Annotated in this window: 15 protein-coding genes; 5 read left to right on the top strand and 10 right to left on the bottom strand. The window is 62.0% G+C overall.

Annotation, left to right across the window (positions count from 1 at the left end):
- Position 1: 1 nt before the first annotated feature.
- The 3 genes from addB (at position 2) to trxA (ending at position 7147) form a co-directional block, all read left to right on the top strand.
- Positions 2 to 3193, top strand: coding sequence for a double-strand break repair protein AddB (gene addB, locus CCGE525_RS00160; RefSeq protein WP_120702524.1), 3192 nt, complete (start codon positions 2 to 4; stop codon positions 3191 to 3193).
- Complete coding sequence (gene addA, locus CCGE525_RS00155; protein WP_120702523.1) at positions 3186 to 6752, top strand: double-strand break repair helicase AddA; 3567 nt, start codon at positions 3186 to 3188, stop codon at positions 6750 to 6752. The genes addB and addA overlap by 8 nt, the downstream gene beginning before the upstream one ends.
- Before the next feature lie 74 nt (positions 6753 to 6826).
- Entirely contained in the window at positions 6827 to 7147 is a 321-nt protein-coding gene (gene trxA / locus CCGE525_RS00150; protein ID WP_120702522.1) for a thioredoxin, read from the top strand.
- Between the two features lie 64 nt (positions 7148 to 7211).
- Here trxA and CCGE525_RS00145 read toward each other — a convergent pair whose 3' ends face one another.
- The 5 genes from CCGE525_RS00145 to CCGE525_RS00125 all read right to left on the bottom strand — a co-directional run bounded on the left by CCGE525_RS00145 (position 7212) and on the right by CCGE525_RS00125 (position 12354).
- The gene (locus CCGE525_RS00145; protein ID WP_205587413.1) at positions 7212 to 8564 is read right to left on the bottom strand and encodes a bifunctional folylpolyglutamate synthase/dihydrofolate synthase; all 1353 of its coding nucleotides are present in this window, start codon (positions 8562 to 8564) and stop codon (positions 7212 to 7214) included.
- 33 nt (positions 8565 to 8597) lie between these two features.
- The gene (gene accD / locus CCGE525_RS00140; protein ID WP_120702521.1) at positions 8598 to 9509 is read right to left on the bottom strand and encodes an acetyl-CoA carboxylase, carboxyltransferase subunit beta; all 912 of its coding nucleotides are present in this window, start codon (positions 9507 to 9509) and stop codon (positions 8598 to 8600) included.
- A 111-nt stretch (positions 9510 to 9620) separates the two neighbouring features.
- Complete coding sequence (gene trpA, locus CCGE525_RS00135; protein WP_120702520.1) at positions 9621 to 10460, bottom strand: tryptophan synthase subunit alpha; 840 nt, start codon at positions 10458 to 10460, stop codon at positions 9621 to 9623.
- A gap of 8 nt (positions 10461 to 10468) precedes the next feature.
- Entirely contained in the window at positions 10469 to 11683 is a 1215-nt protein-coding gene (trpB, locus tag CCGE525_RS00130) for a tryptophan synthase subunit beta (RefSeq protein ID WP_120702519.1), read from the bottom strand.
- The gene (locus CCGE525_RS00125; RefSeq protein WP_120702518.1) at positions 11680 to 12354 is read right to left on the bottom strand and encodes a phosphoribosylanthranilate isomerase; all 675 of its coding nucleotides are present in this window, start codon (positions 12352 to 12354) and stop codon (positions 11680 to 11682) included. The genes trpB and CCGE525_RS00125 overlap by 4 nt, the downstream gene beginning before the upstream one ends.
- Before the next feature lie 203 nt (positions 12355 to 12557).
- Here CCGE525_RS00125 and CCGE525_RS00120 point away from each other — a divergent pair, with 203 nt between their 5' ends.
- Complete coding sequence (locus tag CCGE525_RS00120) at positions 12558 to 14228, top strand: Na/Pi cotransporter family protein (RefSeq protein ID WP_120702517.1); 1671 nt, start codon at positions 12558 to 12560, stop codon at positions 14226 to 14228.
- Between the two features lie 65 nt (positions 14229 to 14293).
- Here CCGE525_RS00120 and CCGE525_RS00115 read toward each other — a convergent pair whose 3' ends face one another.
- Positions 14294 to 15109 (bottom strand): oxidoreductase, encoded by an 816-nt coding sequence (locus CCGE525_RS00115; protein ID WP_120702516.1) that lies wholly within the window; start codon positions 15107 to 15109, stop codon positions 14294 to 14296.
- Positions 15110 to 15194: 85 nt separating this feature from the next.
- On the opposite strand from CCGE525_RS00115, the gene CCGE525_RS00110 reads away from it, so the two are divergent.
- Entirely contained in the window at positions 15195 to 15626 is a 432-nt protein-coding gene (locus CCGE525_RS00110; RefSeq protein ID WP_120702515.1) for a winged helix-turn-helix transcriptional regulator, read from the top strand.
- Positions 15627 to 15696: 70 nt separating this feature from the next.
- Here the strand turns inward: CCGE525_RS00110 and CCGE525_RS00105 are convergent, their stop codons facing one another.
- The 4 genes from CCGE525_RS00105 to CCGE525_RS00090 all read right to left on the bottom strand — a co-directional run bounded on the left by CCGE525_RS00105 (position 15697) and on the right by CCGE525_RS00090 (position 19472).
- On the bottom strand, positions 15697 to 16458 hold the full coding sequence (locus CCGE525_RS00105; RefSeq protein WP_120706167.1) for a M48 family metallopeptidase: 762 nt from the start codon (positions 16456 to 16458) through the stop codon (positions 15697 to 15699).
- Positions 16459 to 16547: 89 nt separating this feature from the next.
- The gene (locus CCGE525_RS00100) at positions 16548 to 16988 is read right to left on the bottom strand and encodes a DUF2852 domain-containing protein (protein ID WP_120702514.1); all 441 of its coding nucleotides are present in this window, start codon (positions 16986 to 16988) and stop codon (positions 16548 to 16550) included.
- A 158-nt stretch (positions 16989 to 17146) separates the two neighbouring features.
- The gene (locus CCGE525_RS00095) at positions 17147 to 18421 is read right to left on the bottom strand and encodes a polyhydroxyalkanoate depolymerase (RefSeq protein ID WP_120702513.1); all 1275 of its coding nucleotides are present in this window, start codon (positions 18419 to 18421) and stop codon (positions 17147 to 17149) included.
- A gap of 208 nt (positions 18422 to 18629) precedes the next feature.
- Positions 18630 to 19472 (bottom strand): fumarylacetoacetate hydrolase family protein, encoded by an 843-nt coding sequence (locus CCGE525_RS00090; protein WP_120702512.1) that lies wholly within the window; start codon positions 19470 to 19472, stop codon positions 18630 to 18632.
- Positions 19473 to 19549: the final 77 nt, after the last annotated feature.

Here is a 19549-nt window from a genome sequence, read left to right as displayed (position 1 = left end):
GATGACGGGCGGGCACCGGCAACGCATTCTGACGATCCCGGCGGGCCTGCCTTTCCTGAAGACCCTTGCTGGCGCCCTCTGCGACGGCCGGCTGAGCGAGCATTTTCGCCACGATCCCGCCGATCCGCTGTCGCTCGCTAAGGTCACCATCTTCCTGCCGACAAGGCGTGCGGCGCGCGTGCTGCGCTCGGAGTTCGTCGACCTCCTCGGTGGCCGCTCGGCCATCCTGCCGGTGATCCGCCCGCTTGGCGAGACCGATGACGATAGCGGCTATTTCGAAGAGGCCCTGCCCGCGACTGCAGATCTGGCGCAGCCGCTTGCCAATACGGCAAGACTGCTGGAACTGGCGCGGCTGATCCTGGCCTGGCGCAACAAGCTGCCGCAGATCGTCCGCGACATCCATTCGGATTCACCGCTCGTCGCTCCGGCGAGTCCGGCGGATGCCATCTGGCTGGCGCGCAACCTCGCGGAACTCATCGATTCCATCGAGACTGAGGATCGCGACTGGCACGACCTTGCCAATCTCAGCGCTGAAGACCATGCGCTCTGGTGGCAACTGACGGCCGAATTCCTGCAGATCGCCAGTGCCTTCTGGCCGGCGCGGCTGGAGGAACTCGGCAAATCCTCACCCGCCCGGCATCGTAACGCCATCCTCCGCGCCGAGGCGCAGCGGATTGCCGCTATGCAGCATGCCGGCCCGATCATCATCGCCGGCTCCACCGGTTCCGTTCCGGCAACGGCCGACCTGATTGCAGCCGTCGCCTCCCTGCCACAGGGCGTCATCGTGTTGCCGGGGCTCGACCTAAGCATGCCGGAAGAGGACTGGCAGCTGGTGGCGCCTGAAACGAGTGCCGGCGCAAGGGTCGATCCGACGACGCGCAGCCATCCGCAATATGGCCTGTCGCTGCTGCTGAAGCGGCTGCGCGCGACCCGGAGCGGTGTCGAGGCCGTTGCCGAAGCGTCCGAGAACATGCAGATGCGGGCGCAGATCCTGTCGCGCGCCCTCGCACCCGCAAAAGCGACCAGCGGCTGGGGGGCGTGGCAAGAGACGCTCGCGCCCGGCGCCATCGCACAAGCCTTTGCCGACGTCGCCCTGATCGAGGCGGCGAACGAGCGTGAGGAAGCGACTGCGATCGCCATCGCTTTGCGGCTCGCCCTGGAAAAACCCGGGCGGAACGGTGGAGAGAGCCAGGCGGCGCTGATCACGCCGGACCGCAATCTGGCCCGGCGCGTGACGGCGGAGTTGGCGCGATTCGCCATCATCGCCGACGATTCGGCCGGGACGCCGCTGGCCGCGACGCCGCAAGGCACGCTGTTGCAATTGCTGCTCGAAGCGACCCTTCGCCCCGGCGATCCCGTCGCAATCGTTTCGTTGCTCAAGCATCCCCTCGCCCACTTCGGCTTTTCCCGGGATGCGTTGCAGCCCGGCATCGACGCACTGGAGATTTTGGCTTTGAGGGGAGGCATCGCCGAGGTCGATATCGGCACGCTGGAATCCCTGCTCGACCGCCAGCTCGCCGAACAGGCGATGGACCGTCATCCGCCACACTGGCGCAAATCCCTAACTCCGGACGCCGTGGGCCAGGCACGCGCATTGGCCCGACAGGTCACCCTGGCTTGCGAGCCGTTGGCATCCGCGCTTTCGCAGCAGGCCGCTGACAGCCTCCCCACCCTTTCCGAATGGGCTGAACGCACGGGCCGCGCCTTGGAGGCCGCGGCCGCTGACGAGCGCGGCAACCTGGCGGCGCTCTGGTCCGGCGAGGCCGGCGATACGCTGGCAAGCCTGCTGAAGGAGGTCATCGACACCGACGGTCAGCTCGAAGCGGACGGGCCGCAGTGGATCGACATCGTGGCTGCACTCACGGCCGGTCAAGCTGTCAAGCCCCGCGCACTTAGCCACCCGCGGCTGTTCATCTTCGGCACGTTGGAAGCGCGCTTGCAAAGCGTCGATACGCTGATTCTCGGCGGGTTGAACGAAGGCTCTTGGCCGGGGCAAACCGCCAACAATCCCTTCATCTCCCGCACGATGAAGACCGAGATAGGTCTGGAACCGCCAGAGCGGCGCATCGGTCAGCTCGCCCACGATTTCGAGATGGCGAACGGCACGCGCGACCTGATCTATTCGCGCGCGTTGCGCCAAGGCTCGACCCCGACGGTGGCCTCCCGCTGGCTGCAACGGCTGATGGCGCTGGGCGGCAAGGCATTCCTGAGTGAATTGAAGGCACGCGGCGATCAATACCGTCATTGGGCCGGAATGATCGACGAGGGCGAAAACCAGAGGCCGGCGTTGAGGCCATCACCGAAACCACCTGCCGCGCTGCAGCCGAAAAGCTACTCCTTTAGCGAGGTCGGCCGCCTGCGGCGCGATCCCTACGCGATCTACGCGCGGCGCGTCCTGCGGCTCGATCCGATCGCCGCCTTCAACCGCGAGTCCGGCCCGGCCGAGCGCGGCACGCTCTATCACAAGATCATCGATCGCTTCATCCGTGAAGGCCATATCGCCGGGACGCCGGATGGATCGCTGGCTATGGATCGTATCGTCGCCGAGCTTTTCGACGCCGAACAATTGCCGGTTCATATCGACAGCGTCTGGCGGCCGCGTTTCCGCGAAGTGGCACGCACCTTTCTCGCCTGGGAAGCAGAGCGGCGACCGGAGATCCGCGGGACGGCAACGGAAGTGCCGGCCGGCATCGAGATCGAGCCGATCGGCATCCGGCTGACCGGCGTTGCCGACCGCATCGACTTCAAGGGCCACGGAGCCGCCGATATCATCGACTACAAGACCGGCTACAATCCCTCACCGGCGCAGGCGCGTGCACTGCTCGATCCGCAATTGGCATTGGAAGCCTATGCGCTGAAGGCTGGCGCCTTTCGTAACATCGACGCGCTCGCCCCGGAAAACCTGCTCTATGTCCGGCTCCGGCCCGGCGATCGCTTCAGGGCCGATCAGGTCAACAATGAGCTTTCCAGCCGTGGCGGGAAGACGGAAGCAAAGTCGGCTATGGATTTGGCCGAGGAGTCGATGGACCAACTCGTCAAATTCGTCGCCCTGCTGCAATCCGGCGAAAAAGGCTTTTCTTCGCGGCTGATCCCCGCCCAGCAATTCGAATATGGCGGCGACTACGATCACCTCGCCCGCGTCTCGGAATGGTCGACGGCGGAAACCGAGCAGGAGGGCGCTGGCGATGAGTAATCTTTCCGCCAACGACCTGGCTGCTCTGCCCAACAGTGACGACGCCGGCGCCTGGATCGGCTGGACGACGGTCCAGCAATCCATCGCTTCCGATCCAGATCGCTCGGCCTGGGTTTCGGCCAATGCCGGCTCCGGCAAGACGCACGTACTGACGCAGCGCGTCATCCGCCTGCTTCTCGCCGGCGCACGGCCGTCAGCCATTCTTTGCCTGACCTACACCAAGGCCGCCGCCTCCGAAATGTCGAACCGCGTCTTCGATCGGCTGGCTGCTTGGGCAACATTGCCAGACGATGAGCTGAAGGCACGGATCGCCGAGATCGAAGGCGCGGAGCCGGGTCTCCTCAAACTTGCCGAGGCGCGCCGCCTCTTCGCCAAGGCGCTGGAAACGCCCGGCGGGCTGAAGATCCAGACGATCCACGCCTTCTGCGAGGCGCTGCTGCACCAGTTCCCGCTGGAAGCCAATGTTGCCGGCCATTTCTCCGTTCTCGACGATCGCGCTGCCGCGACCCTGCTAGATGACGCCCGCCGCTCGCTGCTGGGCGCGACGCCACCGCATCAGAATCCGGAACTTGCCGAAGCCTTCGCCTATGTGCTCGATCTCGGCGACGAATCAGGCCTGGAGACGTTGCTTGGCGAGATCGTCGCAAACCGCAACGCTATCAGCCGCTTTGCGGAGGAAGCCGAACGGAAAGGCGGCATCGAGACTGCGCTGCGCACCCAGCTTGGTCTTGCTCCCGATGACACGGAAGCTGGGATCGCCGAGCAATATTGGCCACTGCCCGGCCTTTCCGGCTCTATGCTGGAGCTTTATCTCACGCTTGCCGATCTCAAGGGCGGGGCGAAGGCGCAGGATATCGCCTATGGGCTGCGCCTCGCCAACTGCGAACCCAACGCGATCGCCCGCGCGGAGGTCCTCGAAAAGGTAATGCTGACCGCCAAGGGCGAGCCGAAATCGGACAGCCAGTTTTTTGTCAAGGCGATGCTGGCCGACGCACCCGCGCTAGCCGACGCCGTTGCCGCCGCCCGCGCGCATGTCGTTGCCTGCCGCGATCAGCTGAAGCTGATGCGGATGTATCGCGCCACCCGCGCGGCGCTCACCCTCGCCGATCGATTGAACCGCGACTACGACGAATTGAAGAAGCGGCGCAGCCAGCTCGATTTCGAAGACCTGATCACTCGCACCGCCGATCTCCTGACCAAGAAGGATGTCGGGCCCTGGATCCACTACAAGCTCGACCAGGGCATCGACCATATTCTCGTCGACGAGGCGCAAGACACCAGTCCTATCCAATGGAGCGTCATCCAGTCGCTGGCGGAGGATTTCTTCTCCGGCGAAAGCGCCCGGCCGACCCTCAGGACCATCTTCGCGGTCGGCGACGAGAAACAATCCATCTATTCTTTCCAAGGTGCGCGGCCCGAGCGTTTTTCCGAGGAAAGTGACCGGACGCGGCGGCGCGTGGCGACCAGCGGCCAGCAGTTTTCGTCGATCCGCCTGCCGCTCTCCTTCCGCTCGACCGCCGATGTGCTGGCCGCGGTCGATCACGTTTTCACCGCGCCGGAAAATGCCCGAGGGCTCAGCGCCGTCGCCGAACCCGTCGTGCACCGCTCCAGCCGCATCGGCCATCCGGGCGCCGTCGATCTCTGGGACATGATCGCGCCGGAGCCGCTAGCCAAGGAGGAAGACTGGACCGCACCGTTCGATTCAACGCCGGAAAGCGCGCCGGCAGCGATCCTGGCGCGGCGCATGGCACAGACGATCGGCAATCTCATCGGCCGTGAGACGATCATCGACAAGGGCAAGGCCCGCTTCATCGAGGCCGGCGACATCCTCGTGCTGGTGCGGAAGCGTGACAGCTTCGTCAATGCGCTGACCCGGGCGCTGAAACGGCGCAACAATATTCCCGTCGCCGGTGCCGACCGCCTGGTGCTGACAAGCCACATCGCCATTCAGGACCTGCTGGCGCTTGGCCGTTTCCTGCTGCTGCCGGAAGATGATCTGTCGCTCTCAGCCCTGCTGAAGAGTCCGCTGTTCGATCTCGGCGAAGACGATGTTTTCGCCATTGCGGCCTATCGCGACGACAATGAAAGCGTCTGGAGCCATCTGCAGCGGTTCGCCGATGACGGCAATGAGCGATTCCACCATGCGGTCGACAGGCTGAAGACCTTTCTCGCTCTATCAAAAAGCCTGTCCGTGCATGACTTCTACGCACGGGTGCTCGGCAGCTTCGGTGGCCGGCGGCAGTTTCTTGCGCGACTCGGCACCGAAGTCAGCGATATCCTCGATGAGTTCCTGACCTTCACGCTGGACCATGAAACCTCCGGCCTGCCGGGCCTGCAATCCTTCATCTCGACGCTGGAGCTTGAGGCGCCGACGGTGAAGCGCGAACAGGACAAAGGCCGCAACGAAGTGCGGATCATGACGGTGCATGCCTCCAAGGGCCTGGAAGCGCCGATCGTCTTCCTCGTTGATGGCGGCGGCAAGGCCTTTACCCATACGCATCTGCCGAAGTTGCGGCTGATCGAGACCGGCAGGAACGAAATTCCGCTGCCGGTATGGGTGCCGGTCTCGGCGCTTTCCAATTCGCTGACGCTGGCCGACGCCACCAGGCTTCAAGGCCTGGCGGAAGAGGAATATCGCCGCCTTCTCTATGTCGGCATGACACGTGCCGCCGACCAGCTGATCATCTGCGGCTATCGCGGCATCCGTGAAAACGCCGATACGTGGCATGCCATGATTTCTGCGGCGCTAAGGCAGGATGGCGAACGTTGCAAGCCGGTCAGTTTCGCCGGACCGGACGGCGAATGGCAGGGGTTGAGCTGGCGTGTCACCCCGGTCGAGCGCAGTTTCGAGCGCATGAAGCAGGCGGAAACGGCCGTGGATCGGCGAGCGTTGCCGGCCGGACTCAGCCGGCCGCTGCCGCCGCAGCGAAACCTGCCCCGGCCGCTCAGTCCTTCCGGGGCCGGCACGATCATCGATGACGAGGCTGACAATCTGCTCGTTACGTCACCGCTGTTCAGCGAAAAGACCAAATCGGACCGCTCTCTGGAAAAAGGCCGCTTCATCCACCGCATGCTGCAGTCATTGCCGGAGATCGCGCCGGCGGATCGCGCCGATGCGGCGCGGCGCTATGCCGAGCGAGCCGCACGCTTCTGGCCGCAGGCCGAACGCGAAGCACTGATAAACTCCGTATTGGCGCTGCTGTCGCACCCGGAGCTGCAAGGCGTTTTCAGCGCCCATGCCCAGGCGGAAGTCTCGATCATGGGCACGCTGTCGCTCGGCGATCAGAATTATGCGGTCTCCGGCCGCATCGACCGGCTGACAGTGCTCGACGATCGCGTTGTCATCCTAGATTACAAGACGAATCGGGTACCGCCACGCGCTGTTGAGGAGATTCCTTTCGCCCACCGGGCACAGCTTGCCATCTATCGCGAGATCCTTTCGCCGCTCTATCCCGGCAAACGCATCGATTGCGTGCTCGTCTATACCGAGAATGCCTCGATCCATACCCTGTCCGTGGAGGTGCTCGCATTGGCGCTTGCGGAGCTCAAGACAAAGTGAAATACCAAATATTGAATTCTGGGCACCGCACCATCACATATCTAGCAACCGCAAATCCTGGTAAGGAGCAGCCTATGGCTACCGTGAAAGTCGATACCTCCAACTTCGCATCTGAAGTCCTGCAATCCGCAGAGCCTGTCGTCGTTGATTTTTGGGCCGAATGGTGCGGTCCGTGCAAAATGATCGCCCCGGCTCTCGAAGAGCTCGCTGTACAGTTCGAAGGCAAGGTGAAGGTTGCCAAGCTCAACATCGATGAAAACCCAGAACTGGCTGCCCAGTTCGGCGTTCGCTCGATCCCGACGCTTGCTATGTTCAAGGCTGGCGAAGTTGCCGACATCAAGGTTGGCGCCGCCCCCAAGACCGCCCTGCAGAACTGGATTTCCAGCGCCGCCTAATCGGTATCGACTGTATTTACCAAAAAGCCCGGTTTCGTACCGGGCTTTTTGTTGGCTGGATTTGTTACTTCGGCGGCGTGCCGTTATCGGCAAGGACATCGCCGACCAGATAAAGCGAGCCGCCAATCAGGATGCGCGGGGCGGGCAAATCGGGCACGGTCAATTCTTTGATCGCATCCAACGCCTGGCCGACAGTCGACATCGGCTCCGCCACCAGGCCGGCATCGTAAGCCGCATTTGCCAAAACCACAGGGTCGATCATCGAGTCGGTGCCACGGATCGGCACGCAGTAGACCTTTTCCGCCAAGCCGGTGAATGCCTTGAAATAGCCGACTGGGTCCTTGGTGTTGATCATGCCGGTAATCAGGAACAGAGGCCGCGGCTGACGCTCCTCGAAATTCGCCATGGCTTCGGCAATGACCTCGCCTGCGCCGGGATTGTGGCCGCCATCGACCCAGATCTCGCCGCCTTCCGGCGCATGGGGCAACAAATTGCCCTCCGTCAGACGCTGCAGGCGGCCCGGCCATTCGACCGAGATCATCGCCTTTTCCATCATCGCCTCGGTGACGGCAAAACCCGCAGCCTTGACGGCGCGGATGGCGGCAGCAGCATTGGCATATTGATGCCGGCCCGGCAGGCGCGGCAAGGGCAGATCGGCAAGACCGAACTCATCTTGATAAACCAGCCGGCCATATTCCTCATGGGCGGAAAAATCCTGGCCGAAAACCGCCGTCGGGCAGCGCAGCCGCTCGGCGGTCGATATCAGTACATCCAGGGCCGCATCATATTCCTGATGACCAATGACGACGGGACGGCCGGCTTTCATGATCCCCGCCTTCTCGGCCGCTATCAGCTCGACGCGGTCGCCAAGATACGGCTGGTGATCGAGCGAGATCGGCATGATCACCGAGACAGCGGGATCGGAAATGACGTTGGTGGCATCAAAACGACCACCGAGGCCGACTTCGATGATCGCGGCATCGGCCGGATGCTCGGCAAACAGGATGAAGGTGGCGGCGGTTAAAATCTCGAATACCGTGATCTTCTGGCCAGCATTGGCATCGGCAATGCGCCGGAGCACGTCGGCGAAGATCGCATCGTCGACAAGCTCGCCGCGACCGCCCTTGACACCCATGCGGTAGCGCTCATGCCAATTGACGAGATGCGGCGACGTATGGACGTGCACGCTATAGCCACCTGCTTCCAGGAGCGCACGGCTGAAGGCCGTCACCGAGCCCTTGCCGTTGGTACCGGCGACATGGATCACCGGCGGCAGCTTCTTATGCGGATTGCCGAGGATGTCGAGCAGCCGGGTGATTCTATCCAGCGAGAGATCGAAGCCTTTGGGATGCAGTCCCATCAGCTTGTCGATTTCCCGTGCTGCCTCGCTTACTGCGGATTGATCCATGGCTGTCATCCCGCACCTCCGCCTTCCGGCCATCCGTTTAGGTTAGGCTCTTGCCACCATCGGCAGCGCCGCTCCGTTCAAGTCCTTTGCCGACACGTCATTCGCCGGCTTCTTGGTCAGGATCTTCAGAAGCGTAGCCAAGGTATCGGGGATATCATGGCGTTTGACGACCATATCGACCATACCGTGCTCGAGCAGATATTCCGACGTCTGGAAGCCTTCCGGCAGCTTTTCGCGGATCGTCTGTTCGATGACGCGCTTGCCGGCAAAGCAGATTTCCGCACCCGGCTCCGCAAGATGAATATCGCCGAGCATGGCGTAGGAAGCGGTGACGCCGCCCGTCGTCGGGTTGGTCAATACGACGATATAGGGCTGACCGGCTTCCTTCAGCATGTCGACGGCGACCGTCGTGCGCGGCAGTTGCATCAAGGAGAGAATGCCTTCCTGCATGCGCGCGCCGCCCGACGCCGGGAACATGACCAGCGGGCACTTTTCGGCGATGGCGCGTTCGAACGCCTTGACGATCGCCTCGCCTGCGGCAATGCCGAGCGAGCCGCCCATGAAATTGAATTCATGGACGACGGCGACGAGCTTCAAGCCTCGAACCTTGCCGACGCCGGCGAGAATCGTGTCTTCCTGCTCCGTCTTGACGCGGCTGTCCTTCAGGCGGTCGGTATATTTCTTCGAATCGCGGAACTTCAGCGGGTCCTGCGCGACCTTCGGCTGCGGCAGGGCTTCATATTCTCCGTTGTCGAAGAGATCGGCAAGGCGAGCCTTGGCCGGCATCTTCATGTGGAAACCGGAGGCGGGAATAACCCACTTGTTGTCTTCCAGGTCCTTGTGGAAGACCATCTCACCGGTCTCCGGGCACTTGATCCAGAGATTCTCCGGCACTTCGCGACGGCCCAGCATGGAATTGATCCGCGGGCGGACGTAATTCGTGATCCAGTTCAATTCGAAAACTCCTGATCGACTGAATTAACCGATATCGTAGTCGACACCTAATGCGCACAGGCCATTTCTTCAACCGGCTCCCGATTGAAGACCTTTGCCTATGTGGGAAAACTATTCGGCAGCAACAAGGCGCGCCGAACGCGTTCCCGTCGACAGGCCGCGCACCAGCGTCGCGACGGCCTGGATAGTGTCCGCACTCGCCTTGCCGTCCTTGGTCAGGCTGGTGGCGATCTGGTTGACGATTGCCGTGCCCACGACAACACCGTCGGCGGAAGCACCGATCAGCTTGGCATGCTCGGCCGTCTTGACGCCGAAGCCGACGCAGACCGGCAGGTCCGTATGCTGCTTGATGCGCTTGACGGCGCCCGAGACGAGCGACGGGTCCGGCAGGGCCGAACCGGTGATGCCGTTCATCGAGACATAGTAGACGAAGCCGGACGTGTTGTTGAGCACGGTCGGCAGGCGCTTGTCGTCGGTGGTCGGCGTCGCCAGGCGGATGAAATTGATGCCCTTGCGGATTGCGGGAATGCAGAGCTCATCATCCATTTCCGGCGGCAGGTCGACGACGATCAGGCCGTCGATCCCGGCGGCAAGTGCATCCTCGAGGAATTTCTCGACGCCGTAGATATAGATCGGATTGTAGTAACCCATCATCACGATCGGCGTGTCGCTATCCGTCTTACGGAAATCGGTCGCGAGCTGCAGCGTCTTCTTGAGCGTCTGGCCCGCCTTCAAGGCACGCTGGCCGGCAAGCTGGATCGCGGGGCCGTCAGCCATGGGATCGGAGAAAGGCATGCCCAGTTCGATGACGTCGGCGCCGGCTTCAGGCAGTGCCTTCATGATGCCGAGCGAGGTCTCGTAGTCGGGATCGCCGCCCATGAAATAGGTGACGAGCGCCGGGCGGCCTTCGGCCTTCAGAGCGGCGAAGCGTTTGTCCATACGTGCGGTCATAATCTAACTCACATTCCCAGAATCTTGCCGACGGTGAAGATGTCCTTGTCGCCGCGGCCGGAGAGATTCATCAGGATGATCTCGTCCTTGCCCATCTTCGGGGCGCGCTTGATGACTTCGGCGAGCGCATGGCTCGGCTCCAGCGCCGGGATGATGCCTTCGAGGCGCGTCAGCGTCTGGAAGGCTTCCAGCGCCTCATGATCCATGATCGGCACGTATTCCGCGCGGCCGATATCGTTCAGCCAGGAATGTTCCGGGCCGATGCCGGGATAATCGAGGCCAGCCGAGATCGAATGACCTTCCTTGATCTGGCCGTCGCCATCCTGCAGCAGGTAGGTGCGGTTGCCATGCAGCACGCCGGGTGAACCGGCGGTAATGGAGGCGCAATGCTCATCGCCCTGCAGGCCCTTGCCGCCGGCTTCGACGCCGACGATCTTGACGCCCTCATCATCGAGGAAGGGATGGAAAATGCCGATCGCGTTCGAACCGCCGCCGACGGCAGCGATGACGAGATCCGGCAGACGGCCTTCGGCCTCCAGGATCTGTGCCTTGGCTTCGGTACCGATCACCGACTGAAAGTCACGGACCATTTCCGGATAGGGATGCGGGCCGGCGGCAGTGCCGATCAGGTAATAGGTATCTTCGACATTGGTGACCCAGTCGCGAAGCGCTTCGTTCATCGCGTCCTTAAGCGTGCCGCTGCCGGCCGTCACCGGAATGACCTCGGCGCCGAGGAGCTTCATGCGGAAGACGTTCGGCGCCTGGCGCTCGACGTCCGTCGCGCCCATATAGACGACGCAAGGCAGTCCGAAGCGGGCGGCAACGGTCGCGGAAGCGACGCCATGCTGGCCGGCGCCGGTCTCGGCGATGATGCGGGTCTTGCCCATGCGCTTGGCGAGCAGGATCTGGCCGATGCAATTGTTGATCTTGTGCGAACCGGTGTGGTTCAGCTCTTCGCGCTTGAAATAGATCTTGGCGCCGCCAAGTTCCGCCGTCAGGCGCTCGGCGAAATAAAGCGGGCTCGGCCGCCCGACATAATGGGCGCCGAGTTGCTTGAGTTCGGCCTGGAAGGCCGGATCGTTCTTCGCCTTGTTCCATTCCTCCTGCAGGTCCAGGATCAGCGGCATCAGCGTTTCGGCTACGAAACGACCGCCGTAAATGCCGAAACGACCGTCCTCATCGGGGCCGGCGCGGAAGGAATTCAGTTTTGGCGTCTGGTTCACTCTCTACTCCCTGCTGCCGGTTCCGGCAGGCATGCTTCTGCAAAAGCGTCGAAAAACTGGTCAATCTTGTTCAGATCCTTCACGCCCGGCGCGCTTTCGAGGGCGGAGGAAAGATCGATGCCCGTGGCCTTGGTAGATGCCAGTGCCTGAGCGACATTGTCCTTGTTCACGCCGCCCGACAGCATGTAGTCCACCCGATCGTCGAGCCAGCTCATCAGGCTCCAATCGAAGGACACGCCGTTTCCGCCCGGCAGCTCCGAACCAACAGGCGGCTTGGCGTCGAACAGGAAACGGTCGACGATGCCGATATAGGATTCCACCCGCTTCAGATCGTCGGCGGTGCGCACCGCCATGGCCTTCATAACGGGCACATTATAGACCGCTTTGATGGTCAGCACACGCTCCGGGCTTTCATTGCCATGGAGCTGCAGCATATCCGGGCGCACCAGCGAGATGATCTCATCCAAATCGTCATTGCTGGGATTGACCGTCACGGCAACGATCTTAGCCTTGCCACGAGCACGTTCCGCCAACTGGCCGGCCATGTCGGGCTCGATATAGCGCGGGCTCTTTTCAAAGAAAATGAAGCCGACATGGGTAGCGCCGCGCTCAAGAGCACGATCCACCGCTTCCGGCGTCTTCAGACCACAAATTTTGATATCGGGGTTCATGGCAGCGGAGTGACACGAAAATTCAAAAGAGTCGAGCCTAAACGCGACAAGAGGGGAATTTTGCGCTGTTAAAGCGAAGGTTATCGGCAGAGCCTTTTCGGGCGCCGGAGCGCCGATGCAGCGGGAGACTATCGGCACCGGGGCGGTTGATGCTATGACTACTTTAGCGAGATTAAAACAGAATCGTAGCGGGGCGAACGTGCATGTCGACAACAGTCGCCATCCTGGGCGGGGTCGGGCTGTTTCTGCTCGGCATGGCCGTCATGACCGACGGCCTAAAGGCGCTTGCAGGATCAGCTTTGCGGGTTGCGCTCGGCACTGCGGCGGCCACGCCGCTCTCGGGTGCTTTCTGGGGCGCGATCGTCACTCTCCTGGTGCAATCTTCGAGCGCGGTAACGATGACGACGATCGGTCTCGTCAACGCTGGGCTCTTGACCTTTCCGCAGGGCCTTGGGCTCGTCTTCGGCGCCAATGTCGGCACGACTGGAACGGGCTGGCTGGTGGCGCTGATCGGCGTGCGCGTCTCACTTTCGGCCTACGCGCTGCCGCTGATTTTTATCGGCGCGCTGGCCAAGCTGCTGGGCGGCGGGCGGATCGCGGCGGCGGGCAGCGCGCTTGCCGGCTTCGCGCTGGTGCTTTACGGGCTGACGACGCTGCAGCAGGGCATGGGAGGTCTTGCGGAGAGCCTGCATCCCTCTGACCTGCCCGCGGTGCTCGGCGCGCCGGGAGTCGGCTGGGGCACGGGGTTCGTTGGCCTCATGGCTCTGATCGTCATCGGCTTGGCGATGACTGCGGTCATGCAGTCCTCGACGGCCGCCATCGCCGTCACCATTTCGGCTTTCTACGCCGGGGCGGTGAGTCTGGAGCAGGGTGCAGCGCTTATCATCGGTCAGAATATCGGGACGGCGACGAGTTCCGCATTGGCGGCGCTCGGCGCCAGCACGACCGCCAAACGCCTCGCTCTTGCCTATGTGCTGTTCAAGATCATAGCGGCCCTGATCGCGATCGGCGCCTTTCCGTTCACGACCGCGCTGATGAACGGCTTCACCGCGTCGGTCGACGGAATGACGCTGCTTGCCGCCTATCACACGGCCTATAACGTGATCGGCGTCGCGGTGCTCCTTCCGGCAACGCAATGGTTCACCCGCGTCGTCGAGCGCCTCCTGCCCTCAAGGCAGACGGAGCTGCAGCGCGCGCTCGACCCGAGCGTGCTCGCCAGTCCGGTGATAGCGGTCGAGACTGTGCGGCGTGTCCTGGCGGATATCCTCGCAACGAACGCCGCCTCGGTTTCGACGGCACTTTCGGGAGGCGAGAGAGGCCCGGCGGCGAAGGGCGTTCCGGCGGCGGCCGGCGCACTCGGGGAAGTGCGCGATTTCCTGTCCGAGTTGAAGGAGCCGCCGGAGACGGAGGCTGAGCGGCTGCGCCTGACGAGCATGCTGCACGCGCTCGATCACGCCTCGCGCCTCGCAGAGGTCTTGGCAGAAGGCGAGTTTCCCAATCTGCCGGCCGACGCCCCCCTTGACCGTCGCGCCGCCGAGCTTTCCGCGCAGGTCATGCACGCGGCACAGACGGTCGGTCAGTCGATCACTGCGGAATCTGCCCTCAGCGCGCAAGCCAGTCCCATTGGCTGGAGCGTTTCCCCCGAGATCGTCGCGGCACTCTCCGAGGCCGAGGGCGCGGCAAGAGAACTCAGCGCGCTGAAACGGGACCATCGCGCCACAACGCTTGCCTCCGTCGCACCGGGAAAACTGGTCGCTGCAGATGCCTTCACGCGGATCGATGCCGTCAGACGGCTCGACCGGATCGCACATCATGCCTGGCGGTCGGCAGCGCATCTTCTCGGACGCGGAGATCATCCGGAGCCGAAGGGCTAAGGTCCGGACTCGATCAGGCCGGCCAAATGCCGCGCACCAAAGAGTGTCTTCCGACGCCGAGGCTATCAAGCGGGAAGCCTGCTGAATTTGCGAAGATTCTTGTCGACGAATGACTCCGGCAGGAAGCGGCGTATGAAGCGGACCTGTCCCGCCGCCTTTCCTGCGGTGTAGCGTCTCTTGGGCGATGCGGCGTTCGCGGCTTTGACCACCATATCCGCGACCACCTCAGGCGCATCGCCCGTCCTAATGACGTCGCGCATCAGTTTCTCCGCATTGGCACGCGCTGTGTCATACACCGGAAGCGGATGATCTGGTCGCGTTAGGTTTTCCTCGAAGGACGTGCGGGTGACACCGGGCTCCACAAGCACCACGCGGATGCCCTGGGTGCGGACCTCGTGGTCGAGGGATTCGGAATAGCCCTCGATCGCGTGCTTGGTCGATGCGTACAGCGCGTTGTAGGGAGCGGGGATCAGCCCAAGGATGGAACTCATGTTGATGATCCTGCCCTTTCGCTGACGTCTCATCACCGGAAGTATTGCGTTGGTCATCCGCAGGACACCGAAAAAGTTCACGTCGAATAGAGCCTTCGCCTGTGCCTCGGAGGATTCCTCAGCCGCGCCAAGCAATCCGATCCCGGCATTGTTGACGAGAAGATCGATCCGTCCGGCGCGGGCCAGTATCTCGTCGATCGTCCTTTGCACCGATCCGTCGTCGGTAACGTCGCATACCAGCATGGCAACTCCATCCGGAGTATCCGGCATGGGCTTGCGGCTGGTTCCAAACACTCGGTATCCAGCGCGTCGCAACGCTCGTGCAGTCACCAGCCCGATACCGGAGGAAGCGCCCGTGATCAGGGCGACGCCGTTTTCTATCTTGCTCATCAAGCTCTGCCTTTTATCGTGGAACATTGATGAACGCTCTGTTACTATCAATTTAGTAGTAAGTCACTATCAAAAAGATATCGACATGAAGAATCTCTCAAGCCAACCATGTCTGATTGCCCGCAGCCTTGCATTGGTGGGTGATGCGTGGACCATGCTGATCATGCGGGATGCCCATGCGGGGCTCACTCGCTTCGATGAATTCCGCAAGAGTCTGGGTATCGCGCCGACGATGCTGACCGCTCGCCTATCCGCGCTTACGGAACATGGTCTACTGGAGAAGCGACGTTACTCGGAACGACCTCCGCGCGATGAGTACGTGCTGACGGCCCCGGGCCAAGACTTCCTGCCGGTGCTGTTTGCGATTGGGGCATGGGGGCGGAAGCATCGTGCTGGCGGCGATGTGACACGCTTCTTTGACGCTGAGACCGGCACCGAAATCGATGCCGTCACCATTGACCGTGAGACCGGTGCCCCGATCGGAACACGTCCCATCCGCGTTGATTTGCCTGAATGAACCTCAGCGCGAGAGACAACGCCGCCGAGTGAGGAAGCTCAGGCGCCTTCCATCAGTTCAAGCGGTCTGCTCAATCGAAGTCGATCGCGTGCAACTGGCTGCCGTGGCGCTTCAGCCAGGCCTTGGCCTCGTCCATGTCGGGGCAGAGTTTGCGGCAGAGCGCCCAGAAGCGGGGGCCGTGGTTCATTTCGCGTAAGTGGGCGACCTCGTGGGCGGCGAGATAGTCGATCACTAGTGGCGGCGCCATGACGATGCGCCAGGAAAAACTCAGGTTTCCCTCGGAAGAACAGGAACCCCAGCGGCTGCGGGTATCCTTCATGCTGATGGAGGACACCGTGGCCCGGATCCCCTTTGCATGCACCGCCACCAGCTTTTCCAGATCGGCGCGCGCTTCCTTCTTGAGGAAAGTCGCGATACGCCGGCCGGCATGTTCCGGCAGGCCGCTGACCCGCAGCACCGGCAGACCGTCAACGGTGACCGCCTCGGTGAGGCCCCGCAGGCTGCCCGTGTGCTCGATCCGGTGGCGGACGCCGCGCAAAAGGATTTCGCTGCCGCTCTGAAGGCTGCCTCCGGTGGAGAATTTCGCAAGCTTCGTCAGCAGCCAGCCCTGATGCCGGTCGAGGAAGGCATTGACCTCGCGGGCCGCCAAGCCACGCGGAATGGTCATCTTCAGCGCCCGGCCGCCGGGCTCGATCCTGAGCGTGATCCGTGTGGCCCGCTCATGCTGCCGGATCGTCAGGGGCATCAGCCGGCCTGCCACGTCCAATGTGCGCGTTTCCGGCGCGGGCGGCTTGGGAGCAAGTCGGCGAGATCTGGGCGAAAGCGGAAACATGAAGAGCAGTTTTATATGATTCGTGCGGGTTTCTGGCAAAGAAAAACCGGCATCGCCGGATGCCGGTTTGAATGGGAAGCGGGTTGCTATTACGGCGTCTGGAATTCGGAAGTCGGGCCGTTGTCATCGTTGCGCTTGACGTTGTTACGGTCGCGCATGAAACGGTCGAACTCTTCCTGATCCTTGGCACGACGGAGTTCGCGGACATAAGTGTCGAACTCGGCGCGCATTTCATCAAGTTTGCGGCGCTCCTCTTCGAGGCGCTCCAGCTCCGCCCGGCGCCAGTCGTCAAAGGCGACATTGCCGGTGGAGAAATGCTGGCGATAACGGCCGCGGTGGCGGCCGCAGCCGGCAAACATGCCGTCGGCCCTCTGGTTCACATCCCGTTTGAAATCTCTCAGGCGTTCGCCGAAGAGAATATAGGCAAGCATGGCGAGACCCAGAGGCCAGAAGACCACGAAGCCAAGTATCATCAGGGCAATGGTAGCCGGAGTCCAGTCCGGGCGAAGCAATGCTGACTGGTGGTTCATCGTGAGGTATCCTCGCAGTAAGGCGGCCCGGCCACATGCCGAACCGCTGGAATCGAGATGGTAACCTCTTCGTGAGCCTTCAATGCCATTTTGGGGGGGAATCGGACAAGTCCTTGAATCCGGCCCAATAATTCAACAAAAGCTAATTCTTTGCAATTTCAGGCGGATTTGCCGCCTTTGATCACAAGCTTGACGACCGACCTGCCGGTTCGGGCATGTTCGCGGGTAAAAGCGACGATGCGCGGCGCGATCTCGCGGCGGAAGCGCGAGCCGTTGAAGACGCCATAGTGGCCGACATCGGGCTGCAGATAATGCATCCGCATATCATCGGGAATGTTGGTGCAGATGGTCTGTGCCGCCTTTGTCTGACCGACGCCGGAAATATCGTCGTTTTCGCCTTCGACTGTCAGCAGCGCGACATTGCGGATCCCTGTGGGATCGACACGCTGACCACGATGCGTCAGCTCGCCCTTCGGCAGCGCGTGCTTCATGAACACCTGATCGACGGTCTGCAGATAGAATTCCGCCGTCAGATCCATGACCGCCAGATATTCGTCATAGAAATCGCGGTGCTTCTCCGGCTCGCCGTCGTTCTTGACGAGGTGCATGAAGAAGTCCTTGTGCGCGATCATGTGCCGATCGAGGTTCATCGACATGAAGCCGGAGAGCTGCAGGAAGCCGGGATAGACCGGGCGCATGAAGCCAGGCTGCGGCCAAGGCACGCTCATGATGACATTGTCGGCGAACCATTCCAGCGGCTTGTCCTTGGCGAGCTGGTTCACCGCTGTCGGATTGATGCGCGTATCGATCGGGCCACCCATTAGCGTCATCGACGAGGGTGATAGCGGATCGCCGGCCGCTTCCATCACCGCCGCTGCGGCCAGAACCGGCACGGAGGGCTGACAGACGGCAATGACATGGGTGTCTGGCCCGAGATGGTGCAGCATCTCGATGACGTAATCGATGTAATCCTCCAGATCGAAGGTGCCTTCCGTCATCGGCACCATGCGGGCATCGATCCAGTCGGTGATATAGATGTCGGCGCTGGGCAGGAGAGCGTCCACTGTGCCGCGCAGCAGCGTCGCATAATGGCCCGACATCGGCGCAACGATCAGGATACGCGGATCGCTGCCATGGCCGGCCGGCAGGCTGCGCTCGAATTGGATCAGATTGCAGAAAGGCTTCTTCCAGACAATCTTTTCATGAACTGAAACCGACTTGCCGTCTATCGAGGTTTCATGCAGCCCGAATGCCGGTTTGCCGTAGCGCCGGGTGGTGCGCTCGAAAACTTCGAGACTTGCCGTCATCGTGCGGCCAAGCATCGTATGGGACAGGGGATTGAAAGGATTGGCATAGGCCAGGCGCATCATGTCGGCAGCGGCGCGGAAGGGTGCGAGGGCGGCATGATTAAGTTCATAGAGCTGATAAAACATAAGAAGCACTACCTTTCGAGGTGATCAGACGAAGAGCGCTCCCCAAACGCGTGACCTCATCCTTTAAGCTCTTACTATCGAGACTAGCAGCTTTTGTTGCGGAGCAACATAACCCTGCGCAGTTCTACCGTGTGAAAATGCCGGAGAATCGCTTCTCCGGCATCAAGAATGGTCTCAAAACGTTAAAGTTCCTGACCGTGCACGTTCATCAAGCGTCAGCGAGGAAGGTTTGGCGCTGCGTGCCCAGACCTTCCATGCCGAGTTCGACGACGTCGCCGGGCTTCAGATACTGTGGCGGCTTCATGCCCATGCCGACGCCGGGAGGCGTACCGGTGGAGATGACGTCACCCGGATGCAGCGACATGAACTGGCTGAGATAGGAGACGAGGTAGGCGACACCGTAGACCATGGTCTTGGTGGAGCCGTTCTGCATCATCTTGCCGTTGACCTTCAGCCACATGCCGAGCTTCTGCGGATCGACGACCTCGTCCTTGGTGACGAGCCAGGGGCCGATCGGGCCGAACGTGTCGCAGGACTTGCCCTTGGTCCACTGTCCGGAGCGCTCAGTCTGAAAGGCGCGTTCGGACACGTCATGCGAGACACAGTAGCCTGCGACATAATCCAAAGCGTCCGCTTCGCTGACATATTTTGCCGTCTTGCCGATAACCACGCCAAGCTCGACTTCCCAGTCGGTCTTTTCCGAGCCGCGCGGGATCAGCACGTTATCGTTCGGGCCGACGATGGCCGAGGTGGCCTTCATGAAAATGATCGGTTCCGGCGGGACGGTGGCGCCCGTCTCGGCGGCGTGGTCGGAGAAATTCAGGCCGATGCAGATGAACTTGCCGGTGCCGGCGACGCAAGCGCCGATACGACCTTCGGCCAGTTCCGGCAGGCTCTTCGGGTCAAGCGCGGCGATCTTCGCCAAACCGGCGGGCGAAATCGCCTCGCCGCCGATATCGGCGACATGAGCGGAGAGATCGCGGATCTTGCCGTCGCTATCCAGAAGCGCCGGCTTTTCCTTGCCGGCATCGCCAATACGCAACAATTTCATAGGTCTTCCTTCCCTGGATCTTCAAAAACTGTCTGTTCGATCGGCATGATCCTGCTCCAAAAGCGCCGCGCTTTTTA

It is taken from the genome of Rhizobium jaguaris (genome assembly GCF_003627755.1).
In the GTDB taxonomy this organism is placed as follows: Bacteria; Pseudomonadota; Alphaproteobacteria; order Rhizobiales; family Rhizobiaceae; genus Rhizobium; species Rhizobium jaguaris.
The sequence above is the reverse complement of the archived record's forward strand: the minus strand, read 5'-3'. Positions and strand labels throughout refer to the sequence as shown.